This window comes from Qipengyuania sp. ASV99, from assembly GCF_047872805.1.
Lineage (GTDB): Bacteria > Pseudomonadota > Alphaproteobacteria > Sphingomonadales > Sphingomonadaceae > Erythrobacter.
Genome location: NZ_JBLQUK010000004.1, coordinates 121,561 through 143,543, shown reverse-complemented (window position 1 = coordinate 143,543; position 21,983 = coordinate 121,561). Strand labels below are relative to the sequence as shown.

The 21,983-nt window shown below is 60.9% G+C and carries 24 protein-coding genes and 1 pseudogene; 9 read left to right on the top strand and 16 right to left on the bottom strand.

Annotation, left to right across the window (positions count from 1 at the left end; all coding sequences use genetic code 11):
- Nucleotides 1–49: 49 nt before the first annotated feature.
- Both ACM64M_RS07230 and ACM64M_RS07225 read right to left on the bottom strand, forming a co-directional pair.
- Nucleotides 50–1,795, bottom strand: coding sequence for a M56 family metallopeptidase (locus ACM64M_RS07230; protein ID WP_416227999.1), 1,746 nt, complete (start codon nt 1,793–1,795; stop codon nt 50–52).
- A complete protein-coding gene (locus tag ACM64M_RS07225; protein WP_416227998.1) occupies nt 1,792–2,217 on the bottom strand; it encodes a BlaI/MecI/CopY family transcriptional regulator in 426 nt (141 codons plus the stop codon). Before ACM64M_RS07225 ends, ACM64M_RS07230 begins: the two co-directional genes overlap by 4 nt.
- 122 nt (nt 2,218–2,339) lie before the next feature.
- Between ACM64M_RS07225 and ACM64M_RS07220 the strand changes: the two genes are divergently transcribed.
- Nucleotides 2,340–3,905, top strand: coding sequence for an esterase-like activity of phytase family protein (locus tag ACM64M_RS07220; protein WP_416227997.1), 1,566 nt, complete (start codon nt 2,340–2,342; stop codon nt 3,903–3,905).
- On the opposite strand, the gene ACM64M_RS07215 is transcribed toward ACM64M_RS07220, so the two are convergent.
- Nucleotides 3,877–4,920 carry a C13 family peptidase gene (locus ACM64M_RS07215; RefSeq protein ID WP_416227996.1) on the bottom strand — a complete coding sequence of 348 codons (1,044 nt, stop codon included), beginning with the start codon at nt 4,918–4,920 and terminating at the stop codon, nt 3,877–3,879. The genes ACM64M_RS07220 and ACM64M_RS07215 overlap by 29 nt on opposite strands.
- A gap of 183 nt (nt 4,921–5,103) precedes the next feature.
- On the opposite strand from ACM64M_RS07215, the gene ACM64M_RS07210 reads away from it, so the two are divergent.
- From ACM64M_RS07210 to ACM64M_RS07200, 3 genes are read left to right on the top strand one after another with little or no spacing between them, the layout of a single operon-like run.
- A complete protein-coding gene (locus tag ACM64M_RS07210) occupies nt 5,104–5,241 on the top strand; it encodes a hypothetical protein (protein ID WP_416227995.1) in 138 nt (45 codons plus the stop codon).
- A 56-nt stretch (nt 5,242–5,297) separates the two neighbouring features.
- Entirely contained in the window at nt 5,298–5,549 is a 252-nt protein-coding gene (locus tag ACM64M_RS07205; protein ID WP_416227994.1) for a type II toxin-antitoxin system ParD family antitoxin, read from the top strand.
- Nucleotides 5,549–5,854: a type II toxin-antitoxin system RelE/ParE family toxin gene (locus tag ACM64M_RS07200; RefSeq protein ID WP_416227993.1), complete on the top strand. Its 306-nt coding sequence runs from the start codon at nt 5,549–5,551 to the stop codon at nt 5,852–5,854. Before ACM64M_RS07205 ends, ACM64M_RS07200 begins: the two co-directional genes overlap by 1 nt.
- Before the next feature lie 3 nt (nt 5,855–5,857).
- On the opposite strand, the gene ACM64M_RS07195 is transcribed toward ACM64M_RS07200, so the two are convergent.
- Genes ACM64M_RS07195 through sdhC form a run of 4 tightly spaced genes read right to left on the bottom strand, consistent with a single transcriptional unit; the run spans nt 5,858 to nt 9,059 of the window.
- Complete coding sequence (locus tag ACM64M_RS07195) at nt 5,858–6,367, bottom strand: hypothetical protein (protein WP_416227992.1); 510 nt, start codon at nt 6,365–6,367, stop codon at nt 5,858–5,860.
- Nucleotides 6,368–6,407: 40 nt separating this feature from the next.
- Nucleotides 6,408–8,240: a succinate dehydrogenase flavoprotein subunit gene (sdhA, locus tag ACM64M_RS07190; RefSeq protein WP_416228063.1), complete on the bottom strand. Its 1,833-nt coding sequence runs from the start codon at nt 8,238–8,240 to the stop codon at nt 6,408–6,410.
- 35 nt (nt 8,241–8,275) lie between these two features.
- A complete protein-coding gene (gene sdhD / locus ACM64M_RS07185; RefSeq protein ID WP_416227991.1) occupies nt 8,276–8,662 on the bottom strand; it encodes a succinate dehydrogenase, hydrophobic membrane anchor protein in 387 nt (128 codons plus the stop codon).
- 16 nt (nt 8,663–8,678) lie between these two features.
- On the bottom strand, nt 8,679–9,059 hold the full coding sequence (gene sdhC / locus ACM64M_RS07180) for a succinate dehydrogenase, cytochrome b556 subunit (protein WP_416227990.1): 381 nt from the start codon (nt 9,057–9,059) through the stop codon (nt 8,679–8,681).
- A 109-nt stretch (nt 9,060–9,168) separates the two neighbouring features.
- On the opposite strand from sdhC, the gene ACM64M_RS07175 reads away from it, so the two are divergent.
- The 4 genes and pseudogenes from ACM64M_RS07175 to ACM64M_RS07160 all read left to right on the top strand — a co-directional run bounded on the left by ACM64M_RS07175 (nt 9,169) and on the right by ACM64M_RS07160 (nt 11,904).
- Nucleotides 9,169–9,906: an SDR family NAD(P)-dependent oxidoreductase gene (locus ACM64M_RS07175; RefSeq protein WP_416227989.1), complete on the top strand. Its 738-nt coding sequence runs from the start codon at nt 9,169–9,171 to the stop codon at nt 9,904–9,906.
- A 63-nt stretch (nt 9,907–9,969) separates the two neighbouring features.
- Nucleotides 9,970–10,259 (top strand): annotated as a pseudogene (locus tag ACM64M_RS07170) (GIY-YIG nuclease family protein).
- Nucleotides 10,260–10,286: 27 nt separating this feature from the next.
- Nucleotides 10,287–11,225 carry a 50S ribosomal protein L11 methyltransferase gene (locus ACM64M_RS07165; RefSeq protein WP_416227988.1) on the top strand — a complete coding sequence of 313 codons (939 nt, stop codon included), beginning with the start codon at nt 10,287–10,289 and terminating at the stop codon, nt 11,223–11,225.
- A complete protein-coding gene (locus ACM64M_RS07160; protein WP_416227987.1) occupies nt 11,215–11,904 on the top strand; it encodes a TIGR02117 family protein in 690 nt (229 codons plus the stop codon). The genes ACM64M_RS07165 and ACM64M_RS07160 overlap by 11 nt, the downstream gene beginning before the upstream one ends.
- Here ACM64M_RS07160 and ACM64M_RS07155 read toward each other — a convergent pair.
- From ACM64M_RS07155 to ligA, 3 genes are read right to left on the bottom strand one after another with little or no spacing between them, the layout of a single operon-like run.
- Nucleotides 11,893–12,384, bottom strand: a complete 492-nt coding sequence (locus tag ACM64M_RS07155; RefSeq protein WP_416228062.1) for a CinA family protein — start codon at nt 12,382–12,384, stop codon at nt 11,893–11,895. The genes ACM64M_RS07160 and ACM64M_RS07155 overlap by 12 nt on opposite strands.
- A 12-nt stretch (nt 12,385–12,396) precedes the next feature.
- On the bottom strand, nt 12,397–13,008 hold the full coding sequence (locus ACM64M_RS07150) for a BRCT domain-containing protein (RefSeq protein ID WP_416227986.1): 612 nt from the start codon (nt 13,006–13,008) through the stop codon (nt 12,397–12,399).
- The gene (ligA, locus tag ACM64M_RS07145) at nt 12,995–15,163 is read right to left on the bottom strand and encodes an NAD-dependent DNA ligase LigA (protein ID WP_416227985.1); all 2,169 of its coding nucleotides are present in this window, start codon (nt 15,161–15,163) and stop codon (nt 12,995–12,997) included. Before ligA ends, ACM64M_RS07150 begins: the two co-directional genes overlap by 14 nt.
- A gap of 392 nt (nt 15,164–15,555) precedes the next feature.
- On the opposite strand from ligA, the gene ACM64M_RS07140 reads away from it, so the two are divergent.
- Nucleotides 15,556–15,915 carry a hypothetical protein gene (locus ACM64M_RS07140; protein ID WP_416227984.1) on the top strand — a complete coding sequence of 120 codons (360 nt, stop codon included), beginning with the start codon at nt 15,556–15,558 and terminating at the stop codon, nt 15,913–15,915.
- 69 nt (nt 15,916–15,984) lie between these two features.
- Here the strand turns inward: ACM64M_RS07140 and ACM64M_RS07135 are convergent, their stop codons facing one another.
- The 6 genes from ACM64M_RS07135 to ACM64M_RS07110 form a co-directional block, all read right to left on the bottom strand.
- Nucleotides 15,985–16,503 (bottom strand): hypothetical protein, encoded by a 519-nt coding sequence (locus ACM64M_RS07135; protein ID WP_416227983.1) that lies wholly within the window; start codon nt 16,501–16,503, stop codon nt 15,985–15,987.
- Complete coding sequence (recN, locus tag ACM64M_RS07130) at nt 16,503–18,170, bottom strand: DNA repair protein RecN (RefSeq protein WP_416227982.1); 1,668 nt, start codon at nt 18,168–18,170, stop codon at nt 16,503–16,505. The genes ACM64M_RS07135 and recN overlap by 1 nt, the downstream gene beginning before the upstream one ends.
- Before the next feature lie 52 nt (nt 18,171–18,222).
- Nucleotides 18,223–19,020: an outer membrane protein assembly factor BamD gene (locus tag ACM64M_RS07125; RefSeq protein ID WP_416227981.1), complete on the bottom strand. Its 798-nt coding sequence runs from the start codon at nt 19,018–19,020 to the stop codon at nt 18,223–18,225.
- 316 nt (nt 19,021–19,336) lie between these two features.
- Nucleotides 19,337–20,212, bottom strand: coding sequence for a hypothetical protein (locus ACM64M_RS07120; protein ID WP_416227980.1), 876 nt, complete (start codon nt 20,210–20,212; stop codon nt 19,337–19,339).
- An 89-nt stretch (nt 20,213–20,301) separates the two neighbouring features.
- Complete coding sequence (locus ACM64M_RS07115; RefSeq protein ID WP_416227979.1) at nt 20,302–21,180, bottom strand: CsgG/HfaB family protein; 879 nt, start codon at nt 21,178–21,180, stop codon at nt 20,302–20,304.
- Between the two features lie 452 nt (nt 21,181–21,632).
- Nucleotides 21,633–21,968, bottom strand: a complete 336-nt coding sequence (locus ACM64M_RS07110) for a DUF6481 family protein (protein WP_416227978.1) — start codon at nt 21,966–21,968, stop codon at nt 21,633–21,635.
- Nucleotides 21,969–21,983: the final 15 nt, after the last annotated feature.

Below are 21,983 nucleotides of genomic sequence, written 5' to 3'. Positions count from 1 at the left end.
TCGACGACCGCTGAAAACCAGGTGCCGTGTGACAAAAGAGCGCGGCGTATCAGCCGTGCTCATCTTCCCACTGATCAATCTGCTGATCCAGTTCGCGCAGGATCCGTCCGCGGGTTGCAGCATCAAGATCGCGCGCGCGGGAAATTGCTTCGCGCGCCTGACGCAGACCTTGCAAAGCTTGCGCCATCACCCGCGTCTGACACAGCATCACCGTGCGCGTGCCATCGGCGTTTTCGGTTGTCGTGGCGACCTCATCGCTGGACCTGTCGCAAGACATTTCGATGATGGTGCGCCCTTCCCTGGCTTCGCCGCGTCGGCTGCGCGCTTCGGCCAGCGCCTGTTCCAAACGTTGGGGCATTTCCGCCATCGCGCGGTCGGCTTCGGCCAGTCCCCGGCGCATTTCGATCATGATTTCTTCGACGTGCTCATCGGTAGAATTTTCACCATCGCGGATCACGAAGCGTTCAACTCGGGGATCACCGGGGGCAGCCGGAGCAGAGGAAACTTCGTCATTCCCGTCGGCGTGAAAGATAAAAACATGTTCTTCGCGGGTCCCCTCCCCTACCGCAGCGGTGTCGGGATCGGTGGTGATGATCGCCTCAGTCTCATATTCCGACGGCGGCGCTGGCGGAGCGGGGGGAGCGGCGGGCGCGTTTGGCGCAGTGGGCGGTGGCGGAGCGGCAGGTGCCTGAACATTATCGGCAACAGCATCGCTGGCGGCGTAACTGATCGAGGCGGTCAGCGGCAGAGCGATCACCGCTGCGCCCAGCATCAGTCGGCCAGCCATGCGGCGGCCTTGGGTCGTGTTGTTCATTTTCAGGCTCCTCAAACGGTGGATTATCGATTTCTCTCCCAGAACCGGGCACGCCATCGGCGCGGCCAGCGCGTAATCCGGGGCAGGATCGGCTTGCGCAGCGGCAAATTTGACGATCAGATTGGCATAGGCTTCGCGCAGGACCGCCGGATGGCTGGCAATCACCCGCGCATCGCAGGCCGCCTCCTGATCGCGGCGCAGCGCCAGCCAGCCATAGCGGCTGAGCGGATTGAACCAATGCAGCGCGAACAGCGGCTGGACCAGCACATTGATCAGCAAATCGCGCGCCCGATGATGCGCCATTTCATGCGCCAGCGCGAGGTCGCGCGCGGTCCGATCATGCTGCGCCATGAAACCGATGGGCAGCGCGATGACCTTGTCGAACACTCCAAACGCCAGCGGCGCACGGGTTCCCGGCGTTTCGATCAGACGGACCGATCCGCCGCGTCCAACATCGCGCCCGACATCGCGCGCATCCGTCAGCAACTCATCGCGCAGCCGGAAATAGGCGGAAAATCGCAGAAACAGGAAAACGGCGGCGCCGGTCAGCCAGACTGCCATGCCAAAAACGATCAAGGTTTCGGCATCCAGCCACAACTCAGACATCAGCCCATGGGTAATTGGCGCTGATGCCCCCGGCGCCGCCACCTCTACACCCGCAGTTCCATCTGGTGTCGCAACTGGAAAGGCTGGGTCGAGGATCGGCAAAATCTGCGTTTCAGTGCCGCTGCCGGATGCAGATGCCGCAGTAGCCGCAGCATCGGCAGGACCCATCCACGCAGGCAGTTCAAGCGGCGGCAGGATCAGCCGTAGCGCCGGGATCGCCCACAGCGCATAGGCAATTTGCGGCCCGAACCAGCGCGCGACCGGGCGGCGCAGGAACAGCACGGCGGCGATCAGCACGCCTGTCCAGATCAACGTTTCTGCCAGATATAGCGGCAATGCGCCCAACAATGCGCCGTCTGTGCCAAGCCCGCTCATGGCCGTAGCTCCTTCATCAGGGCCGCGATTTCATTGAGATCATCCTCGCTCAGCGCTTCGGTTTCGGCGAGATGCGCAACCAGACTGGCTGCATTGCCGCCAAACAAACGGTTGACCAGACGGCGCGATTCTCCGCCGACATAGTCTGCGCGTGCGATCAGCGGCGTATAAAGAAACCGGCGGCCATCGGGACGCGCGGCAATGGCGCTTTTCTGAACGAGGCGCGAAAGCAGGGTCTTGACCGTGGCGAGGCTCCACCCGCGCTTGGTGCAAACCACCGCGCAGACATCCGCCGCGCTGGCAGTGCCGTGGTCCCACAACACCTCCATCACCGCGTGTTCAGCGTCGCTGATGCGCTCTGGACGGTCATCGGGGCGTTGCTCTGGGCGATCTGGCGATCCCGGCTCTTCGGACTTGCTCAAGCTGTCCTCCCTTGGCTTGATTACGTCTGTAGTCACAACGATTACGGTTGTAAACATTGCCGCTGGATGAACGGAGCGTTCACCGGCTTGCGCTTCTACGGGCAGCCGATATCATTGGACCAATGACATGGAAAAGCACGGGCAGAACCCTCCTCACTGCCGCCGCCCTTGCCATGGGCGCCCTGTTCGCCCCGGCCGCGCCGATTGTAGCGCAAGCAGACATCTTTCCCCTGACGCAGCCGGTGATGCTCGACCCGGCTGATCCGGACAGGGAAGAAATCGGCGAGCTGATCTATCGCGGCGGGCTGGTGATCGAACCGGGCGAGGCGGAGATTGGCGGGATTTCCGGGCTCGAATGGCATGACGGGCGCCTTTACGCCGTAATTGACGACGGGCGCTGGCTGACGATGGAGCCCGACGAATTTGAAGGCCGGCTGATCGATCTGACCGCGATCACGATTGCTCCGCTGTTGGATGAACGCGGGCGCAAGCTCAGAGGTAAAGAGGATTCCGATGCCGAGGCGATTACCCGCATGGCGGACGGATCTTGGCTGATCGCGTTCGAGCAAAATCATCGTATCTGGCGCTATTCCGCCGACTTGGCCTCCGCCGCACAAGCATATCCCGCCGACCTTTCGGGCATTGTCTCTGCAGGGCCGGATAACAACGGGATCGAGACACTTGTGATGACGGGCGACACGCTGATCCTGTGCGGGGAATTCGTTGGCGAGGATCGCCCCAACTGCCGCGGCATCGAAGGGGGTCAGAACCGCGACATCGCCGTCGCCGCCCCCATCGGCGCCTATAATCCGGTGCCAACCGACGCGGCCTGCGCCAGCGATGGTGCCTGCTATATCCTGCTGCGCGACTACACGCCGGGGGTCGGCAATCACGCCGCAATCCTCGCGGTGCGACGCGCGGAGGAGCCGCGAGTGATCGCCACCTTTGACCCCAGCATCACCATCGACAATTTCGAAGGGCTCGCCCTGCGCGAGCAATATGGCAAGACCTATCTCTATATCGTTTCGGACAACAATTTCTCATCGAGCCAGCGCACCTTGCTGTTGAAGTTCGAGATCAAGGCAGCGGTCGCTCCGGTTCGGCCAGTGGAGGCCGTCGCGCCGGAGCCGGTGGTCGATTACGATACGGTCGACGTGAGGCTGGAAACCACGCTCGGCGATATCACCATGCGGATCGAAACCGAACGCGCGCCGATCACTGCGGCGAATTTCCTGCGCTATGTCGATGAGGGACGGTTCGACGGTACGGTGTTCTACCGCGCCATGCGGCTAAACCGCGAACCCCAACCGAACGGGCTGATTCAGGGCGGCACGCAATTCGATCCCAAGCGCATCCTGCCCGGCATCCCGCACGAGCCAACCACTGAAACCGGTCTCAGCCATACGCACGGCGCGCTGTCGATGGCGATGGGCGATCCGGGAACGGCGAACGGCGATTTCTCGATCATGTTGCAGGACCAAACCGGGCTGGACGCCAATCCAGCCTCAAGCGAGCCTGTGTGGCAGAACGGCTATGCCGTGTTCGGATATGTCATCGACGGGATGGACGTGGTCTATGCTATCCATTCCCAGCCAGCCGATCCGGACAAGGGCGAAGGGGTGATGCGCGGCCAGATCCTGGCGCAGCCGGTGGAGATCGTCACCGCGCGGCGGGCACCGGCTGATTGAACTGCGCCGGATCAAACGCCGGACGGCCCACCGGAGCGCTTGCCTGCCTTGGCATCCGTGCCTCAATCTGCGCCAGCCATTCCCTTGCGCCCGCCCCGATGCTGACCTGCGGCAGGGAGGCAAGCACCCGCGCCTTAATCTCCCAATCCGCCAGCGAAAGTCCCGCTTGCCGCGCCGCTTCCTCCAGCGCGACCGGTTGCCGCAGCGCGCGGTTGATCAGCGCGTCGCCATAAAAGGTCCAGTCATTTTCTGGCTGACACCCGAATGACGTGCGTTCTGACGCGGCGGCGGTGAGGATCGCAGTATCCGCACTCGCAAGATCAGGCACGAACACGCCCGAATAGCACGCGCTGATAATCAGGATGCGCCGCGCAATTCCCAGTTCTTCGAGCACCGCTTTCAATCGCGCGGGCGACAACACACCGTATCCTGTATCGCCGTAATGATACGCCAGCCCCAATTTGTTGCCGTGGCTGGTGGTGTAGAGCACCAGCGCATCCTCGTCGGTGTCCATCACCTCGGCCAGATGCGCGAGGGCAACCAGCAGGCTCTCGATCGAGCCCTGCGGCAGATCGTCGCGCATCCCGTCCGGCCCGGCGAGCGCCAGCGTCCTGCCGGCCGCATCATAACGGCGCGCCAGCACGCGCGCGGCTTCCCGCGCTTCGCGTGCAAACACCGGGTCACTGTCGAGCGCGATGGTGACGACATAGGCTTCGACAATACCCGGGCGCTGAGGCTGGAGATCGCCGAGCGCCTGATCAAGCCGCCGCCGCTGCATTAGCAATTCGCGCGCGGGCATGCCGCGCTGAAGCTGCGGCGCGCTGTCGAAGCTTTGAGTCACTTCCTCGCGCGTTTCGCCGGCACCCAGATTGGGGAATTGCGCGGTGTGTTCGGGCGGATGATTGACGGGCTGATTGGACTGTGCGGCAGGATTGTCCTGCGCCATGATGCCCCCGCCAACCAGACCAGCGCACAGAGCGACACCCAGCGCTATCAAACGAAAAAGAGGTCGCATTTGCATCGCCTCTGTTTCATGGACCGACGCGCCCGGGTCAAGGGCGCGCGGTGCGATTGTATCGATCCGACATACTTCCCAATCTGACCGTTCCATACAATCAGCAGGGCTGCGAAGGGCGTATCTGGCGGGACACGAGCAGACAAGAACCCACCTTCGGTCGCAAAACGAAGGAGACAGACAATGACTACACCATCACAGCGCGCGAATGACACCGATGGGCAGCCGCGCAAACGCGACCTCGCCAGCGGCCTGTTCGGCCAGCGCCTGAGCCGCAATCTGGGCGAGCATAACGACAATGGCGAATTGGCTGCGGCCTGAGGGGTTTGCTATCGCCTGACTTGCCCGCGTTACCAGAAATTGGTAACATTCGAGGCATGGGAAAGAACACCAGCGTTTCGCTCACCGAACGGCATCAGAAATACCTGCAGGCCAAGATCGAATCCGGCGAATTCGCCTCCGCCAGCGAGGTCATCCGCGATGCCTTGAGGCGGGCTGAGGAGCGGGACCGACGGATTGCCAACCTGCGCGAATTGATTCGAGAGGGCGAAGAAAGCGGCGATCCCGCGCCCTTTGACCTCGACCAATTCCTTCAAGAGATGCACGCCAAGCATAAAGGCGCTGCTTGATGCCTTTGGTCATCCGTCCCGAGGCTCTTCGGGACTTGGCGAATGTCTGGTCCTACACAGCAAAGGCGTGGGGAACCGAGCAAGCCGACATTTATATTGGCGAAATCAATGACTGCATGAACAAACTGCTAGATTTTCCCGAAATGGGTGGCCGGGTGGATGGATTGCCTTCGGAATACCGAAAGTTCCCCGCACGTTCACACCGGGTGATTTACCGAGTCAGCGAAGCGGATTTGATCGTCGTGCGCGTGGTTCACAAGCGGGAGGATATGCCAGACGATCCCGACGGCGACGGAGAAGAATAAGCTTTAAGGCCGCGCATATCGTCGGCGGGGTTGACGCGGCGAAATCACTATCCCCGCAAAAAAAATTGAAAAAGCCAGCAAGGTCAGCGCGAGCCAGAACAAAAAACCTTCGGGATTGTGATCGCGCAACAGCGATTTTTCGGGATGGCTGCGGCTCGCCAGCACCGCGACGCGGCCCCCTACTCCGATCTCGCGAAAGTCGCGCCTGTTGACCTGTCCATCGAATTCAAAGGCTTTGCGGCCGAGCAAGAACCGGACGATCAGATCTGTGTGGCAGTTACTTTGCCGCCCTAGTCGGCAGTCACGCAGAAAGTCGTCAAAAGCCTCGCTTCCATGCTCGCCTTCGAACACGGTCCTTTCGGAGCAGCGGATGCCGCGGCAGCGATAGAGCCTGTGGCCGACCACTTCTCCCAAAACGACCACTCCGGCCTCTTCGAGATAGATCCGGAAAAACCGCTCGCTTACACCCTTGTAGACGAGGCCGATTAGCCCCGCCGCGATAAACGCCAGCACGACATAACCGATCCATTTGGGAAGTACGATCTTCCCTATGTCAATAAACCCGCGCCTTCGGCTCAATATAGGTCGCGTCTTCGGTCAGCGTGTATTCGTGGACCGGGCGGTAATCGATCTTCATATCGCCCTTGCCCGAACCGCCTGCGCCGCCGCCCCAGCCGTCGAACCATGCCACGGTGTGCTTCATCCATTCACCGTCATTGCGATCAGGGAAATCCTCATGCGCGTGGGCGCCGCGGCTTTCCTTGCGGTTGGCGGCAGAGGCGATGGTGACATTGGCCTGGCTCATCAGATTGTCGAGCTCCAGCGTCTCGATCAGATCGCTGTTCCAGATCAGCGACTGGTCGGTGACGTGAATGTCGGCCATCCGCAGGTTCTGTTCGGCCAGCAACCTTACGCCTTCCTCCATCAACGCCGTATCGCGGAACACAGCGGCGTGTTTCTGCATCGCTTTCTGCATGTCCGAACGGATCGCCGCGGTGGGCGAACCACCCTTGGCATAGCGGAAGTGATCGACCCGGCTGAGCGCGAAATCGGCGCTGCCTGCGGGCAATTCAGGCTGGCTCGCGCCGGGTTTCAATGTGTCTTTCAGATGCAGACCGGTCGCGCGGCCAAACACCACAAGGTCGATCAGCGAGTTTGAGCCCAGCCGGTTGGCCCCATGGACCGAGACGCACGCGGCCTCGCCCACGGCATAGAGCCCGGGAACCACCGCATCGGGATTGCCATCGGGGCCGATGGTGACGACCTGGCCGTGATAATTGCAGGGCACGCCGCCCATGTTGTAATGCACCGTCGGGGTCACCGGCAGCGCCTGCCGCGTCAGGTCAACGCCGGCAAAGATCTTGCCGCTTTCGGTGATGCCCGGCAGGCGTTCGGCCAGCACCTTGGGATCGATGTGATCGAGGTGCAGGTGAATGTGGTCGCCCTCTGCGCCGTGCCCGCGCCCTTCGCGCATTTCCAGCGCCATCGAACGGCTGACGACATCGCGGCTGGCGAGATCTTTGGCCGAGGGGGCATAGCGTTCCATGAACCGCTCACCTTCGGAATTGGTGAGATAGCCGCCCTCGCCGCGCGCGCCCTCGGTAATCAGAACGCCCGCACCGTAAATGCCGGTCGGGTGAAACTGCACAAACTCCATGTCCTGCAATGGCAGGCCAGCGCGCAGCACCATGCCGCCGCCGTCGCCGGTGCAGGTGTGCGCCGATGTCGCGGTGTAATAGCAGCGGCCATAGCCGCCCGTGGCGAGCACCACGCTTTGCGCGCGGAACCGGTGGATCGTCCCGTCATCAAGGCACATCGCCATCACGCCGACGCATTTCTTGACCCCGTCGACCTCTGACATGATCAGATCGAGCGCGAAATATTCGATGAAGAAATCTGCATCATACTTCAGGCTCTGTTGATACAGGGCATGAAGCATGGCGTGGCCGGTGCGGTCGGCGGCGGCGCAAGTGCGCTGCACGGGCGGGCCGGCACCCATGTTCTGCATGTGACCGCCGAACGGGCGCTGATAGATTGTACCGTCCTCGTTGCGGCTGAACGGCACGCCTGCATGTTCAAGTTCGTAGACCGCCTGAGGTGCTTCGCGCACGAGGTATTCGATCGCGTCCTGATCGCCCAGCCAGTCCGACCCCTTGACGGTGTCATACATGTGCCAGGTCCAATGGTCGGGCGAATTGTTGCCCAGGCTCGCCGCGATTCCGCCTTGCGCGGCAACCGTGTGCGATCGGGTGGGGAACACCTTGGAGATGTTGGCGGTGCGAAGGCCTGCCTCAGCCGCGCCGGTCGTGGCGCGCAGCCCCGATCCGCCCGCACCAACGACCACCACGTCATAGAGGTGATCGATAATCTTATACGCGCCCTTCAAACCAGGGGCGGCAGTGTTCGCGGCAGAATTTGCCATCAGGCGGCTCCTGTAAATGCAAGGCTGGCGACGCTGAATATTGCAAATGCGCCAGCGCCGAATGCGGTAAGATTGAGCGCCGAAAGGATCGCAAATTTCGATCCCGGCTCGTGGATGTAATCCTCGATCAGCACCGTCAGTCCCATGCGGGCGTGTGAGAATAGGCTGATGATCAACAGGATCATCGGCACCGCTGCAATCGGTCTGGCAAGCCAGCCGATGACCGACATATAACTGAAATCGGACAGCATCAGAAAACTGCCGAGCAGCCATACCATCAAAACGAGATTGCTGATCGCGGTCAGCCGGTGCGTCAGCCAGTGATGCGCGCCGTGATGCGCCGACCCGAGGCCGCGCACTTTGCCGATAGTGGTTCCATTACCCATCGTTGTTTTCCCTATCTCAGCGCAACAGGATGAATGCCCAAAGGGCAATCGTCAGCACAATGGCGATAATCGGCGAGGCCATCGACCAGAACCGGTTGGTATCCAGTTCGTATCCGGCACCGATGTCCATGACAAAGTGCCGCAGCCCGCTCATCATATGGGTGAAGAACGCCCAGCTGAGCCCGACCAGCACCAGATAGCCGAGCGGCGATTTTGCTGCCCATAGAAACGTCTCATAGGCCTCCGGCCCGCTTGCCAAAGCGCCCAGCCACCAGACGAGCACGCCCAGCCCGACGATTGCCATGCCGTCGCCCGTGGCGCGGTGCAGGATGGATATCAGCATGTGCGGTCCCCACCGCCATATCTGGAGGTGCGGAGAAAGCGGTCTTTGGCTCATGATTGTCCCATTTGTCTTGATTGCCCCCGACGCACACTTAGCGCAGTGTGCGGCAGAGGCAAGCGCGACGCGCTCGACTTCTCTTGCAAAGTTTTCGATACTGGGTTGCATGACTTACATTCTCCTCACCGGATCGAGCCGCGGGATCGGCGCGGCGGCCCATGCAGCGCTCGCCGCGCGCGGCGTCAAAGTGATCGGGCACCGCTCGCGCGCCTCCGCCGATAATTCCGACCACGCGCCGGTTCCGGCCGATTTTTCCGATCCGTTGGCCGCCAAATTGCTGTGGGAGGAAGCGCTCGACCGCAGCGGCGGCGACATTGCTGCGGTGGTCAACAACGCCGGCCTGTTCGAGGCCAACCGGCTTGATCGCTCCGACATTGAATGGCTGGATGCGTGGGAGGACACGCTGCGAATCAACCTCACCTCCGCCGCCCAGCTCAGCCGGTTTGCGGTGCGTCACTGGCAGGCGCGGTTAGCGGATGATGACGGGGTGCGCGGGCGGTTGGTGCATGTCGCCAGCCGCGCCGCCTATCGCGGCGATTCGCCCGCGCATTGGCATTATGCTGCGGCCAAGGGCGGGATGGTGGCGATGCACAAAACCATCGCCCGCGCCTATGCCGCCGAGGGTATTCTAAGCTTTGCCATCACCCCCGGATTTACCGATACGGCGATGGCGGGCGATTATCTGCAAAGCCGGGGCGGCCCCGCCCTGCTCACCGACATTCCGCTGGGCCGAGTCGCCACGCCGCAGGAAATCGCGCGCATCATCACCTTTTGCGCGCTGGACGCCCCGGCCAGCATGACCGGCGCGGTGATCGACGCCAATGGGGCCAGCTATGTTCGTTAATGCGTCATTCCTTATCCGCCCGTCATTCCCGCGTAGGCGGGAATCCAGCTCCTTTCAGAACCAATGACAAAAGGCGGCTGGGTTTACATCATGGCCAACCGCTATCGCGGCACAATCTATACTGGCGTCACCTCGTCCTTGCCGCACAGGACAATGCAGCACCGCAATGGCGAAGGTTCCGAATTCGCCGCCAAATACGGTTGCACCATGCTCGTCTTTGCCGAGCACATGATAGTATCCAGAACGCGGTCATTCGCGAGAAGCAACTGAAGAAATGGAATCGCGGTTGGAAGATCAAACTGATCGAGGAGCAGAACCCCAATTGGACGGATCGGTTCGACAATCTGGTTTGAAAAAGCTGGATTCCCGCCTTCGCGGGAATGACGGGTGATGAAATGACAACCAGCTGGAAACTTTCAGCCTTCGCGCCCAAGCCCGTGGTGCAGGCCGCGCTGCTGGCGCATGACGAATTGGACGAATGGGATTTCGACCTTGTGATAGCGGGCCGCGAAGTGGCGGAGGATCGGCCTGAGGAATGGGTGCTCGAAGGCTGGTATCCGCATAAGCCGGGCAAGCCGCAAAAAGCCGCGCTGGCCGGGCTGTTTGCAGGCGAGACTCCGAAAATCACGATTGAAAAATTGCCCGATGAGGATTGGGTCACGCTAAGCCAGCAAAATGCGCCGCCGATCCGTGCCGGGCGGTTCCACGTCCATACGCCCGATTTTTCCGCCGATCCGGCGCTGATTGACTTCATCATTCCAGCCAGTCAGGCGTTCGGAACCGGACAGCACCGCACCACCGCCGGATGCCTTGAGATGCTCGGCTATATGAAGGATCGCGGGGTCACCGCGCGCCATGTCGCCGATATTGGCACCGGTACCGGCCTGCTCGGCTTTGCCGCCCTGGCGCTGTGGCCGCGCGCCTGTGTGACGCTGACCGATATTGATCACGTCTGCGCGCCGGTGGTGGAGGACAATGCTGCGATGAACGGCATCGCGCTCGGCCAACGACCGGGAGAGGCGGTGATGGTGGTGGCGGACGGAATGGCGCATCCGCTGATTGCCTTGCGCGGACCGTATGATCTGCTGATCGCCAACATTCTCGCCGGGCCGCTGGTCAGCCTCGCGCCCGATTTTGGCAAGGCGGTGGTGCCGGGGGGCAGCCTGTTGCTCGCGGGATTGCTCGCTGGAGAGCAGGAAGCGGCGGTGCGGAGGGCGATGAAGCGCGCCGGTTTCCGCATGGTCGGGCGGCTTCAGCGCGGCGATTGGGCGATCCTGTGGCTGCGGCGACGGCGCACGGGATTGGGCCGTGCGGGTTAAGGCTTTTCGGCTGCTTCGCTGGTCGGGGATCGTTTTTGGGTCGGCGATCCTGCTGTTCGCGCTGAGCGGGTGGATCGGTTCATCGCTGCCGCGCAATTCGGACTGGGTCGAACCTGAGCCCGGAGAAGGGCGTACGGTGGAAATCATGGTCGGATCAAACGGGGTCCACACCGAAATAGTCATGCCACTGATCACACCCGAGATGGACTGGCGTACGGTCTTTCCCGTCAGCGATATTGCCGCGCGGGACCGCCCCTACACCCATGTCGCGGTAAGCTGGGGGGAACGCGCCTTCTTCCTCGAAACCCCGACCTGGTGGGATCTGAACCCGCTCACCGCCATCCGTGCCATGACCGGCGGCGAAGCGGTGCTGCATATCGCCCATTACGTGCGGCCTGCACCCTCCGACGATTACCGCGTGCTGCGTCTGCGCCCGGAGGAATACCGCATGCTGGTTGAAACGGTGCGCGCGCAATTGGTGGAGGGTGAGCGGCGCGAGGTCCTGCCCGGATACGCCGCGCATGACGTGTTCTACACCGTGCGCGGCACCTATCACATCGGCAACACCTGCAACCAATGGACCAGCGATCAATTGGCGCGTGCCGGAGTCATAACGGCATGGTGGACGCCCTTCCCCGGCGGAGTGATGAAGTGGTTGCCCGATTTCTCAGGCGGATAGGGTGTTCTCCAGCAGGTTCAGCGCGTTGCGGGTAAAGGCGGCCATGTTGTCGATCCGATCATCGCTGCCGGTTTCGATCATGTGGGTCAGTTCCGCGCCCGGCCCGGCTAACGCCGCCACGCTCCGCCCGGCTGGCGCGCCCGAGGGATGCGACGATCCCCCCACCGATCCGCTTTCCGCCAGCCCCCAATCGGCATGGAAATTGTCACGGATCGCACGGGCTTGCAGCAGGGCATAATCCTCGCTCGCCCCGCGCATCCCCTTGTAGGCTTCGCGCGGCAGATCGAACAGCACGTCGCGCGCGCGGAAGGAATAGACCACCCCGCCCCCGACAAAGAAATCGAGCGCGCCGGGAACGGTCAACAGGCTCGCCGCGATCAGTCCGCCGGTAGCCCCGTCGGCCACCGCGAGCTTTTCACCCCGTGCGCAGAGCAGCGCGGCGATACGGAGCGCTTGGGGCGCAAGGTCGTCAAATATCATAATCAAACGTGATCACAAAAACTGACGCCAGTGTTGCTCATCCACGATCGAGATAGAAAATCCCTGATCGCGCATTTCAACTGCTTTCAATATCTTGTTGCCCATTGATGAGTGTTTCCAAGATTCGGTTGCATACTCACCAATAACAAGAACGTTCGTCTTCATTGTTAAAGACCCAGCTGAACCACCCCGTTCAATTATTGCCGCTTCACATTGCTTCCTTTGACCGAAGGCAAAGGTCCCAGTGAAACAGTACTTCTGGTCGCTAAATGCAAGGATCGGAGGAGGCCTACATATCGGTAATGTCGTTGCCTTCAGGACTTCGCCAAGTTCTACTCTGCCACCAGTTAGACCGCCAAGAGTTTCAAGGAGCTCAGTCTGTTCATCTACATCAAGCTCGCCATCGGAAAGCATCTCTGAGATGCGCTTGTAAAGCGAGCCGATAAGGGGCTGATCTGAAACGCTCGCATTGGCAGCCAACCAGCTCATTAGAAACTCTGCCTCTCTCTCGTTAATTATGCCGTCCGCGCAGACTCCTCTAGCCAACCCAATCAGTTCATCTACTTGACGAGACGAGATACGATCACGGCCGAGTGTATTTAAGACTTGGTCATTCTTCGCCACTTTCCGCCTCCAATACGATTCTTAGCCACGCGTCTTCATCGATGATCTCAATGCCAAATGCCTCGGCCTTCTTCAATTTTGATCCTGCACCCGGCCCCGCAACAAGCAAGTCGGTCTTCGCGCTAATCGTGCCGGTTGGTTTTGCCCCCAACTTTTCCGCCTGAGCTTTCGCTTCATCTCGACTCATTGACTTGAGGTTACCAGTGAACACGACAGTCTTGCCCGATACCGAACTCTCCGTCGTATGAAACTCGAAGTAAGGAGGAGAAACCTCAGAAAGAATGTCATCCCACACTTCTCGATTATGCGACTCGTGAAAAAAATCATGAAGCGAAAAAACAACAGCTTCCATACCATTTGCACCAACGATTTCGAAAAGTCCTGATTTCTTTTTTTCTTCAAGGGCAGCTTTTGTCTCAAAATCGTTGGGCGCCAGGGATTTCAGAAAATTATATGCCTTCTCTGCAATTTGCGGAAGTTTCTTGATTTCGCCAATCGATTTCATCAGATCTCTAGCTGTAACTTCTCCGACGTGGCGAATGCCTATGCCGAAGAGCAGGCGTGAGGCGTCGGGGCGCCGCCTTTGCTCGATTGCTGCCAACAGCTTATCGACGGAAGTATCGCCATTAGCTTTGTCGGCTTCTCTCAACTTCGACCCCCAGCCTTTCCAGCTTAGCAACGTGTCTCGATGCTGGTGTAAGCGGAAAATGTCGGCAGGAGTCTTGACCAGACCCTCCTTAAACAGCTTTTCGACGCGCTCTGACCCGAAGCCGTCTATATCAAGCGCCTTGCGGCTGACGAAATGTTCAAGGCGCTGGGTGCGTTGCGCGGGGCAGATCAGGCCGCCGGTACAGCGCACATCGACCTCGCCTTCTTCCGCCACCGCCTCGCTGTCGCATTCGGGGCAAAGATCGGGGAAAGCAAAGGCCTCGCGGCTGGCTTCGCGCGTCAAATTCTCGACCACCTGCGGGATCACATCGCCCGCGCGCTGGATCACCAAGCGGTCGCCCACCCGCACGCCCAGCCGCACGATCTCGTCGCGGTTGTGCAGCGTCACATTGGTGACCGTCACCCCGCCAACCAACACCGGGGCAAGCCTGCCCACCGGGGTCAGCTTGCCCGTGCGCCCGACCTGAATGTCGATGCCTTGCAGCACCGTCTCGGCGCGCTCCGCGGGGAATTTATGCGCCAGTGCCCAGCGCGGTGCCTTGGCCACAAAGCCCAAGCGCTGCTGATAATCGAGCCGGTCAACCTTGTAGACCACTCCGTCGATTTCATAGGGCAGGTCGGGCCGCTGCCGCCCGATTTCCTGATAATGCGCGATCATCGCATCGACGCTATCCGTCAACGTCAGGAAGGGTGAAAGCGGGAAGCCCCAGCCTTCGATCAAGCGCATCATAGCGTGCTGCGTATCGCAAGGAACTATCGACGCGGCACCCCAGCCATAGGCCCAGAATTTGAGCGGGCGCCGCGCGGTGACAATCGCATCTTTTTGCCGCAGCGAACCGGCGGCGGCGTTGCGCGGATTGGCGAAGAGTTTACCCCCCGCCTCTGCCTGCGCCGCGTTCAAGGCGGCGAAATCGGCGCGCGACATATAGACCTCGCCGCGCACCTCGAAGACATCGGGAACTCCGGCAGGCAGGTTTTGCGGAATATCGGCGATATGACGGGCATTCGGCGTAACATCCTCTCCAACCTGCCCGTCGCCGCGCGTCGCAGCGCGCACCAGCGCGCCATGTTCATACCGCAGCGAGCATGACAGCCCGTCAATCTTGTCCTCGGCGGTGATCGCGACCGGGTCGCCATCGTCCAGGTTGAGATAACGCCGAACCCGCGCCACCCAGTCCTCCACCTCCTCCCGATTAAACGCATTGTCGAGGCTCATCATGCGGAGCTCATGCGTCACCTTGCTCAGCGGCGAGGCGGAAATCTCGTGGCCAACTTTTTGCGAGGGTGAATCCGCGCGGATCAGATGCGGAAACGCCTCTTCCAGCTCGCGGTTGCGGCGGACCAGCGCGTCATATTCAGCGTCCGTGATCTCGGGCGCATCTTCTGCGTGATACAGCCGGTCGTGACGCGCGATGACCTTCGCGAGGCGCATGAGTTCGTTCGCGGCATCGGCTTCGGAGAGTTCAACGCTTTGGCTCGGCGGCATCAGATCGGCTTCCTTTGGCCTGTCTATGCCCTAACAAATTCGGCACGAAAAGTGCCGCACCGGCCCTGTGTGGGCGATTTATGAAGCAATTCCCTTTCCAACCTGCGCAGGCAAGCACGGCATCATCGCAGCGCAATGATGTAATTAAATCATACATTTAATCATACTTACTTGCCGTTTGCGTAAATCTATGATGAAAATGTGTCGGGGGCGCAAAAGACCAACGAGTCTGTTTGAATATTGTAATATTCTTACATTGGGGGAGGTGCATAATTATGAAACTTAGGACAATTGTTGCATTTGGTGCGATTTCATTTGCATTTGGTGGGGCTGCTGTTGGGCAAAGCTTCACGTATGATGTTGTTTGGCAACCCGTTGAAACGATTGGTGGAATGACCGGGCCTGACGGTCAGCGCGGCGGCGGCGGCGCAGTCGTCGACGGCGCTTACACCACCACTTATGCCGATGGTACGGTGCAACAGGGCAAAGTGCGCTGTGTCGGCATGCAACAGCCCGACAACAGCCTGTTTCCGATCCATATGAGCTGCACCGCCACAGATCCCAGCGGATCTGCATCGCTGATCTATGGGTGCAATTATCTGGGTGCGCCCGGGCCGGAAACCCCGCTCGGCTGCGTCGGCGGGCTTCAGGGCAAGACCGGAGACACAGCAGGGCGTCGCGGCTCGCTGACGATGGAATGGTATTCCCAGACCGAGTCGCGCGGCACCGGCCAGTGGTACGGCGCAGAGTAAGCCGAACCAATCTTTCCCGGCTGCCGGCTTAGCAGCTGGCGGCCGGGATTGGTCAGTAATTAGCGCAAATCACACGATCCAGCGGGTTTCCTGTCCGGTGACGGTCCAGTTGTCGCCTGTTCGTTCCACTTCGTAGCGCATGCCGGCCCCAACTGAATCGATATCGACAATACAGCGCCGCACAGTCGGACAATTGACAGCCTTAATCCTCAGCTGCCCGGCCTCCTCGCCTGTCTCGTCGAACCAGTAGGTCATCGCGCCAAACATGCCGAAGTCGCCCTCTACCGTCCTGCGTCTGCAACCGATAATGGGAACGGGGCGCAGGAAGCTCCGTGCAAGGCGGTCTTCAAGCAGGTCGAAATCCAGCGGCGCACTGGAGCCAATGCAGAGTGGTACCGGCTTATCACTGAGGGCTTCCCGTTCAACCGGGTCTTCAATAAATTCGACAAAGAACGAAAGCTCTGCCCTGATCGCGGCGGCAGTGGATTCGGTAACCTCCGGCTTTCGGTCCAACGTTTCCGAAAGCCAGACCGCCCCTGCGACGAGGCCCGAAGTTGCGGCCAGCATCGTCAGCCCGCGCGCATCCATCACACCCCCTCCAGCAACCGATCCGCCTGCGCCCGTGCCTCAGGTGTAACCTCCGCGCCCGACAGCATCCGAGCGATCTCTTGCCTCCGACCCCCGGCATCGAGCAGCATCACGCTGGTGCGCGTCACCGTGCCGCTTGACGCCTTGGCGATCAGGTAGTGCGTGCCGCCGCGCGCGGCGACCTGCGGGCTGTGTGTCACGGCCAGTAATTGCCCTTCATCCGCCGCAAGCCTCGCCAGCCGCTCACCAATAGCGCTGGCCACCGCCCCGCCCACGCCGCGGTCGATCTCGTCAAAGATGATCGTCGCCGCCCCGCCCTTTTCCGCGAGCGCGACCTTCAGCGCGAGGATAAAGCGCGAGAGTTCGCCGCCGCTGGCGATCTTGTTCAGCGGCGCAAAATCCGCGCCGGGGTTGGTCGAGATCAGGAATTCGGCGGCGTCCATGCCCTGCGCGCCCCATTTGTCCTCTGGCAGACGGCCGATGGCGGTCAGGAACCGCGCGGCGTCGAGTTTCAGCGGGGCCAGCTCCGCCGCCACTGCCTTGTCCAGCGCCTTGGCTGCTTTCAGCCGCTGTTCGGATGCCTTTTCCGCTGCCGCCACATAGGCGGCGCGCGCTTCCTTCGCCGCTGCCTCCAGCGCGTCGAGCTGCGCCTCGCCGCCTTCGATCGAATCAAGGCGGGCGCGCATTTCGCGCATCAGATCGGGGAGGTGATCGACCTCGCAGCGATGTTTGCGGGCGAGCGCGCGCAGTTCGAACAATCGCGTTTCTGCGGCGTCCAGCGCCGCGGGATCGTGGATCAGCGCCTCGGCGGCTTTCTCCAGCTTCTCCTCCGCCTCGCCCGCCTCGATCACAGCGCGATCCAGCGCGGCGAGCGCTTCGGTCAACAGCGGGTGTTCGCCTGCGATCCGGTCCAGCTTGCGCGCCGCCACCCGAAGCGAGGCGAGCGGCGAGTCTGACCCCTCCCAGATATGGCGCAGGTCTTCGAGTTCGCCTGCCAGCCGCTCGCCCTTTTGCATGTCGCTGCGCTGCGCGGCGAGCCGCGCTTCCTCGCCCGCGACCGGCTCGAGCGTGGTCAGTTCGGCAAGATGCGCGATCAGCAGATCCTGATCGAGTTTTGCCTGCTCAACGCTCGCGCGCGCTTCGGCGAGCTGCGCCTCGGCCTTGGCCCAGCTTGCCCAGCGCCGCTCAAGCGCGCCAAGATCCACCCCGGCATAGCGATCGAGCAGCATCCGGTGCCCGCGTGGGTTGACGAGGCCGCGATCATCATGCTGGCCGTGCAATTCCACCAGCGCAGGTGCGAGTTGGCGCAGCAATCCGGCGCTGACGGGTTGATCATTGACAAAGGCCTTGGACCCGCCGTCGGCCTTGACTTGCCGACGGATCATCAACGGCTCACCCGGCTCAATCGTCAGCTCCGCATCGTCCAGCGCTGCCGCGATCACGCCGGGCAATGCGGCAAATTCAAAGCTCGCCGTGACGTTTGCCTTGTCGGCCCCGGCGCGCACCAGCGACGTTTCGGCGCGGTCGCCCAGCACCAGTCCCAGCGCGTCGAGCAGGATCGACTTGCCCGCCCCGGTCTCCCCGGTCAGCACGCCCAGCCCGCGCCCGAAATCGAGATCGAGCGCCTCGATAAGGACAATGTTGCGGATCGACAGGCGGGTCAGCATAGGCGCTAGTCACTATCCCAATCGCGCGCCCGCGTCATCCTATGCGCAGCGCTTATCCGGGGGTGACGTCGCTGGCGTGATCGCCGACCAGTTCATAGGCTTTTTCATACCATTCATTGCCCGGATAGTTCGCGCCCAGCACCGCGGCGTATTTCACGCCTTCTTCGCGCAGGCCCAGCGCCAGGCTGCTTTCGGTGAGGCGATACAGCGCTTCGGGCGTGTGGCTGGTGGTTTCAAAGGTCTCTACCACATTGCGGAACCGCAGCGCCGCCGCCAGCCATTGGCCCGAGCGTTGGTAATGTCGCCCAATCTCCATCTCCTTGCCCGCAAGGTGATCGGAAACAAGGTCCAGCTTAAGCCGCGCATCGGCGGCATATTCGGTCTGCGGAAAGCGCCGGTTGACCTCACGCAAGGCAGTCTGCGCCTGTTCGGTGATCGACTGATCGCGGTTCACGTCGCTGATCTGTTCGTAATAGGACAGCGCGATCAGGTAATAGGCATAGGGCGCGTCCTTGTTACCCGGATGGATCGACAGGAACCGCTGCGAATTCTGGATAGCCTTGTTGTAATCGCGCGCGATGTAATAGCTGAACGCGCTCATCAACTGCGCGCGGCGAGCCCATGGCGAATAGGGGTGCTGACGCTCCACCTCGTCAAAAAGCGCCGCGGCGAGCGCGGTGTTCCCCCGGTCGAGCCGCCGCTGCGCCTCGGCATAGAGCGATTCGACATCGCGCGCGACATAGGCGACGTCTTCATCGGCGGAGCCCCCGCCCGCGCAGGCGGTGGTGACGGCAAAGGCAGCGCCCAGCAGGACGGCGCGGCTGATACGGGTGCGGAGTGTCTGGTTCATGCCGCTGCGTATAGCCAGCACGCGGGTGAACGCCAAGTGAAGCCTTGCACGCATTTGGGGAGATTGCTGCCAGACTTGCGGCGGGGCTCGATTCGTTGCCAGCCGTGCGCCGCACTCAAGCACCTCGCGGAGCCTCCTGACACACCTGACACACTGTCCAGAGCCAGAAATCAATCCAGTCACAAATGCCCCCAGGTGGTCGGCAGAAGCGATCAATTTGGCGCCTAACCAATAGCCAAAGAAGGAGACGAAGTCAGTCATTCCCTTCACCATAGACTACAGCAACTATGTAGGAAAATGGGTGACCCCGGACACCCTATGGCAATCGCCTGCGCGGCAAGCGGCGGCCATTTGCGGCGTCGCTGTCTTTTTCGATGAAGGTCACTTCATTGCCCAGTTGGACGTCGAACGTATCATTGTCTCCGTCAATTTCGGCCACCGCATCGTTTTCGCCTGCTGAAATCACGCGGTAACGCAGTGCACCCAGCCTGCCGGTCTGTTTAACATCCAGCCGGTCCCCCAATTCCAGCAGCGGGCGGCCATAGTTAACCTCGATCATATCGCCATCAATCGCAGTTACGCGCAGAGGATCAATGGCAAAGGCAACATCGCGGGCAATGCTCAGCGCAACTTCGTTTTGCATCAGATCATAGACCGACGCTCCCGGTTCGGCTGTCTGAACGCGCAGATTGGCGGTATCCAGAGTGCGCGACATCTCGATCCGCTTTGTCAGAACGCCGCCATCGACGCTGGCGCCGCGCGCATCAACAAGCGTGAACGACGCCGTAACAGTGGCAGTGCCCCAACTGGTCTGATATGCGTTTTCGCCCTGCACCGGCTGGCCTTGCGCGGGCGGGGTCTCGCCAATTGCGGAAATGGTTACGTTGAGCGTATACCCCCCGCGACCAGTGGTCAGCCGCCCAGAAGAGGCCAGCGCAGCTTCGAGCGTGTTGCGCAAATTCTGAAAATTGCTTTGGCAATCGGTCACAACATAGCTGCGCCATGTCGTATGCGCCGCATAATACCGCCGCGCCGCCGCCGCGCCCCACCAGCGGGCGTATTGCGCCTCGCTATATTCGAGCCGGCTTCCTTCGTAATTGCGATAGGATGTGCAGGACTGAGTTGAAGTGACCGATCCAACATTTACGGCAAACGGACCTTGCGCCTGAACCCCTGATGCTGACCCAAGCATAACTGCCGTTGCCAACGCAAAAGCTGAACATACGTGCCGCATAGACCCTCTACCTTTTGTCGAAGCTGTGTCCCTATTTGTATTACAACCTAGCGCCGCCGCCGCTGTTCACGCTGCATGGCATCAACCGTTTCCTTCTCTGTCGGGCGAGCAATCGCGCCAACTGACAGGGGCACCGAAAACGCCGTAACCGGAACCGCCCGCGAAAATGCGGTCTGCACATCGGTCACCTGAATAGCGCCATATTGCTCGCCATCGATTTTGATCGTGCCAGTGCCCGATGGATCGGGAATTTCCATCGATTCGCCAAAGATCATCAGGAAATCACCGCGCCTGACTGCGCCTTCACCGAAATTGAGGATGACCGTGCCATCGCCCTGCACCGCAGCCACCTGGATCGGGAAAATTGCGGTTACCAGACCGGTCGCGATCTTATCCGCAGAGGCGCGCAGCAACGCCGCGCTGTCAATCTGCGATCCGCCGCCGCACACAGTGGCGGAATCCTGTTCCTCGCTGATGCGGGTGGCATAGCGCACTTCGCCAGTGTTGGTATCGGTGATCCGGATATCCGCTTCCATCCGCACGCGTGTATTGTAACATTCGGCGGTCTGCTGCCGGCTTCCGCCCAAAATTCCGCGCAGCATCGTGTCGCCGAGATTGGAGCGATTGACCGCTGAGATAGACGAAATCGTGCCGTAAATCAGGTAATCGACACCTTCAAACCCCCCAGTCTGACCGGGGCGATTGGTGGTGGTGATCCCGCCTCTTGCCAGCCCTTGTTCGGACAGCAGCGTGGCAAGCCGCGCGCGTTCGATGATGCGAAACTTGCCGCTGCCAATGATCGCCGTTTCTAGCATGGCAATAAAATTATCTGATTGATTGCCGCCGGTCAGGTCCTGCATTTCAGCTATGCCGACGACCGGCCTGCTGTCCTGCGCCGCTGCGGGCGCTGCGCCAAAAGCTGTCACGCAAATAAGCATTGCCGCAAATGCGGCCAATATTCTTGTCATCACGGTCGGTGCCCCCGAATGGTATGAGTCGCGAGTTTATAAGCGACCAACTAACGCGATGTCACCCCATTGATTAATATTGCAAATCCGTGACTGTGACGCGAGGCAAAAATCAGGCAGTTGCCCTACGCAATTCTCATGCATCCACAACCCAGCGACAAGTCTTTGCAAGTATATGCCGATCAGATTGCAGCTTATTTGAAAATGGCCCCAGTCCTATGCCCACAAGGGAAGAAACGACATCGCTCGGTGGCCTCTTCGGGCTATATTCTCTGCGGACACTGCGTGAAATCCCTCTTGGCTTTGAGCGCTGCCATCTTTGCGTCTTTGCGTGAAAACAATGGCAGTCAGGGATCAGCCTTGCGTGCTCTTCCAGCACCCCGCAAAGGGTTTAACCAATCACCGCCCGCCTACTTCTTACGCGCTTTTCGCGCCGCGTACTTCGCATCGCGCTCGGCCTTCAGTTCGGCTTCGGTCGGGGTGGATTGTGCGGCGGCTTGCGCGGCGGCTTCGGCAGCGACTTCGGCAGCCGCTTGCTTATCTGCCTTGGCCTGTTCGATGGCAGCCTTGCGAGCGGCGCTTTTCTCGGCTGCGGCGGCGGCGCGGGCTTCCTGCGCGGCTTTGCGCCGGGCGACTTCCGCCTCGTCCATCTGCGGTCTTGCGGCGAGTTTCTTCAGCGCCTTCGCGCGGGCCTTTTGCGCCAGCGCGGTGCGTTCCTGAAAACTCGGTTCTTTAAAGCCAGCCATAGGGTGTGTTGATCT

What these genes read in the sequence shown, in the direction of transcription:
- ACM64M_RS07230 (WP_416227999.1), bottom strand. Translation starts at nt 1,795, where the DNA reads ATGAGCGGGCTTGGCACAGACGGCGCATTGTTGGGCGCATTGCCGCTA.
- ACM64M_RS07220 (WP_416227997.1), top strand. Translation starts at nt 2,340, where the DNA reads ATGACATGGAAAAGCACGGGCAGAACCCTCCTCACTGCCGCCGCCCTT.
- ACM64M_RS07215 (WP_416227996.1), bottom strand. Translation starts at nt 4,920, where the DNA reads ATGCGACCTCTTTTTCGTTTGATAGCGCTGGGTGTCGCTCTGTGCGCT.
- ACM64M_RS07210 (WP_416227995.1), top strand. Translation starts at nt 5,104, where the DNA reads ATGACTACACCATCACAGCGCGCGAATGACACCGATGGGCAGCCGCGC.
- ACM64M_RS07205 (WP_416227994.1), top strand. Translation starts at nt 5,298, where the DNA reads ATGGGAAAGAACACCAGCGTTTCGCTCACCGAACGGCATCAGAAATAC.
- ACM64M_RS07200 (WP_416227993.1), top strand. Translation starts at nt 5,549, where the DNA reads ATGCCTTTGGTCATCCGTCCCGAGGCTCTTCGGGACTTGGCGAATGTC.
- sdhD (WP_416227991.1), bottom strand. Translation starts at nt 8,662, where the DNA reads ATGGGTAATGGAACCACTATCGGCAAAGTGCGCGGCCTCGGGTCGGCG.
- sdhC (WP_416227990.1), bottom strand. Translation starts at nt 9,059, where the DNA reads ATGAGCCAAAGACCGCTTTCTCCGCACCTCCAGATATGGCGGTGGGGA.
- ACM64M_RS07175 (WP_416227989.1), top strand. Translation starts at nt 9,169, where the DNA reads ATGACTTACATTCTCCTCACCGGATCGAGCCGCGGGATCGGCGCGGCG.
- ACM64M_RS07165 (WP_416227988.1), top strand. Translation starts at nt 10,287, where the DNA reads ATGACGGGTGATGAAATGACAACCAGCTGGAAACTTTCAGCCTTCGCG.
- ACM64M_RS07155 (WP_416228062.1), bottom strand. Translation starts at nt 12,384, where the DNA reads ATGATATTTGACGACCTTGCGCCCCAAGCGCTCCGTATCGCCGCGCTG.
- ligA (WP_416227985.1), bottom strand. Translation starts at nt 15,163, where the DNA reads ATGCCGCCGAGCCAAAGCGTTGAACTCTCCGAAGCCGATGCCGCGAAC.
- ACM64M_RS07140 (WP_416227984.1), top strand. Translation starts at nt 15,556, where the DNA reads ATGACCGGGCCTGACGGTCAGCGCGGCGGCGGCGGCGCAGTCGTCGAC.
- ACM64M_RS07135 (WP_416227983.1), bottom strand. Translation starts at nt 16,503, where the DNA reads ATGGATGCGCGCGGGCTGACGATGCTGGCCGCAACTTCGGGCCTCGTC.
- recN (WP_416227982.1), bottom strand. Translation starts at nt 18,170, where the DNA reads ATGCTGACCCGCCTGTCGATCCGCAACATTGTCCTTATCGAGGCGCTC.
- ACM64M_RS07125 (WP_416227981.1), bottom strand. Translation starts at nt 19,020, where the DNA reads ATGAACCAGACACTCCGCACCCGTATCAGCCGCGCCGTCCTGCTGGGC.
- ACM64M_RS07120 (WP_416227980.1), bottom strand. Translation starts at nt 20,212, where the DNA reads ATGCTTGGGTCAGCATCAGGGGTTCAGGCGCAAGGTCCGTTTGCCGTA.
- ACM64M_RS07110 (WP_416227978.1), bottom strand. Translation starts at nt 21,968, where the DNA reads ATGGCTGGCTTTAAAGAACCGAGTTTTCAGGAACGCACCGCGCTGGCG.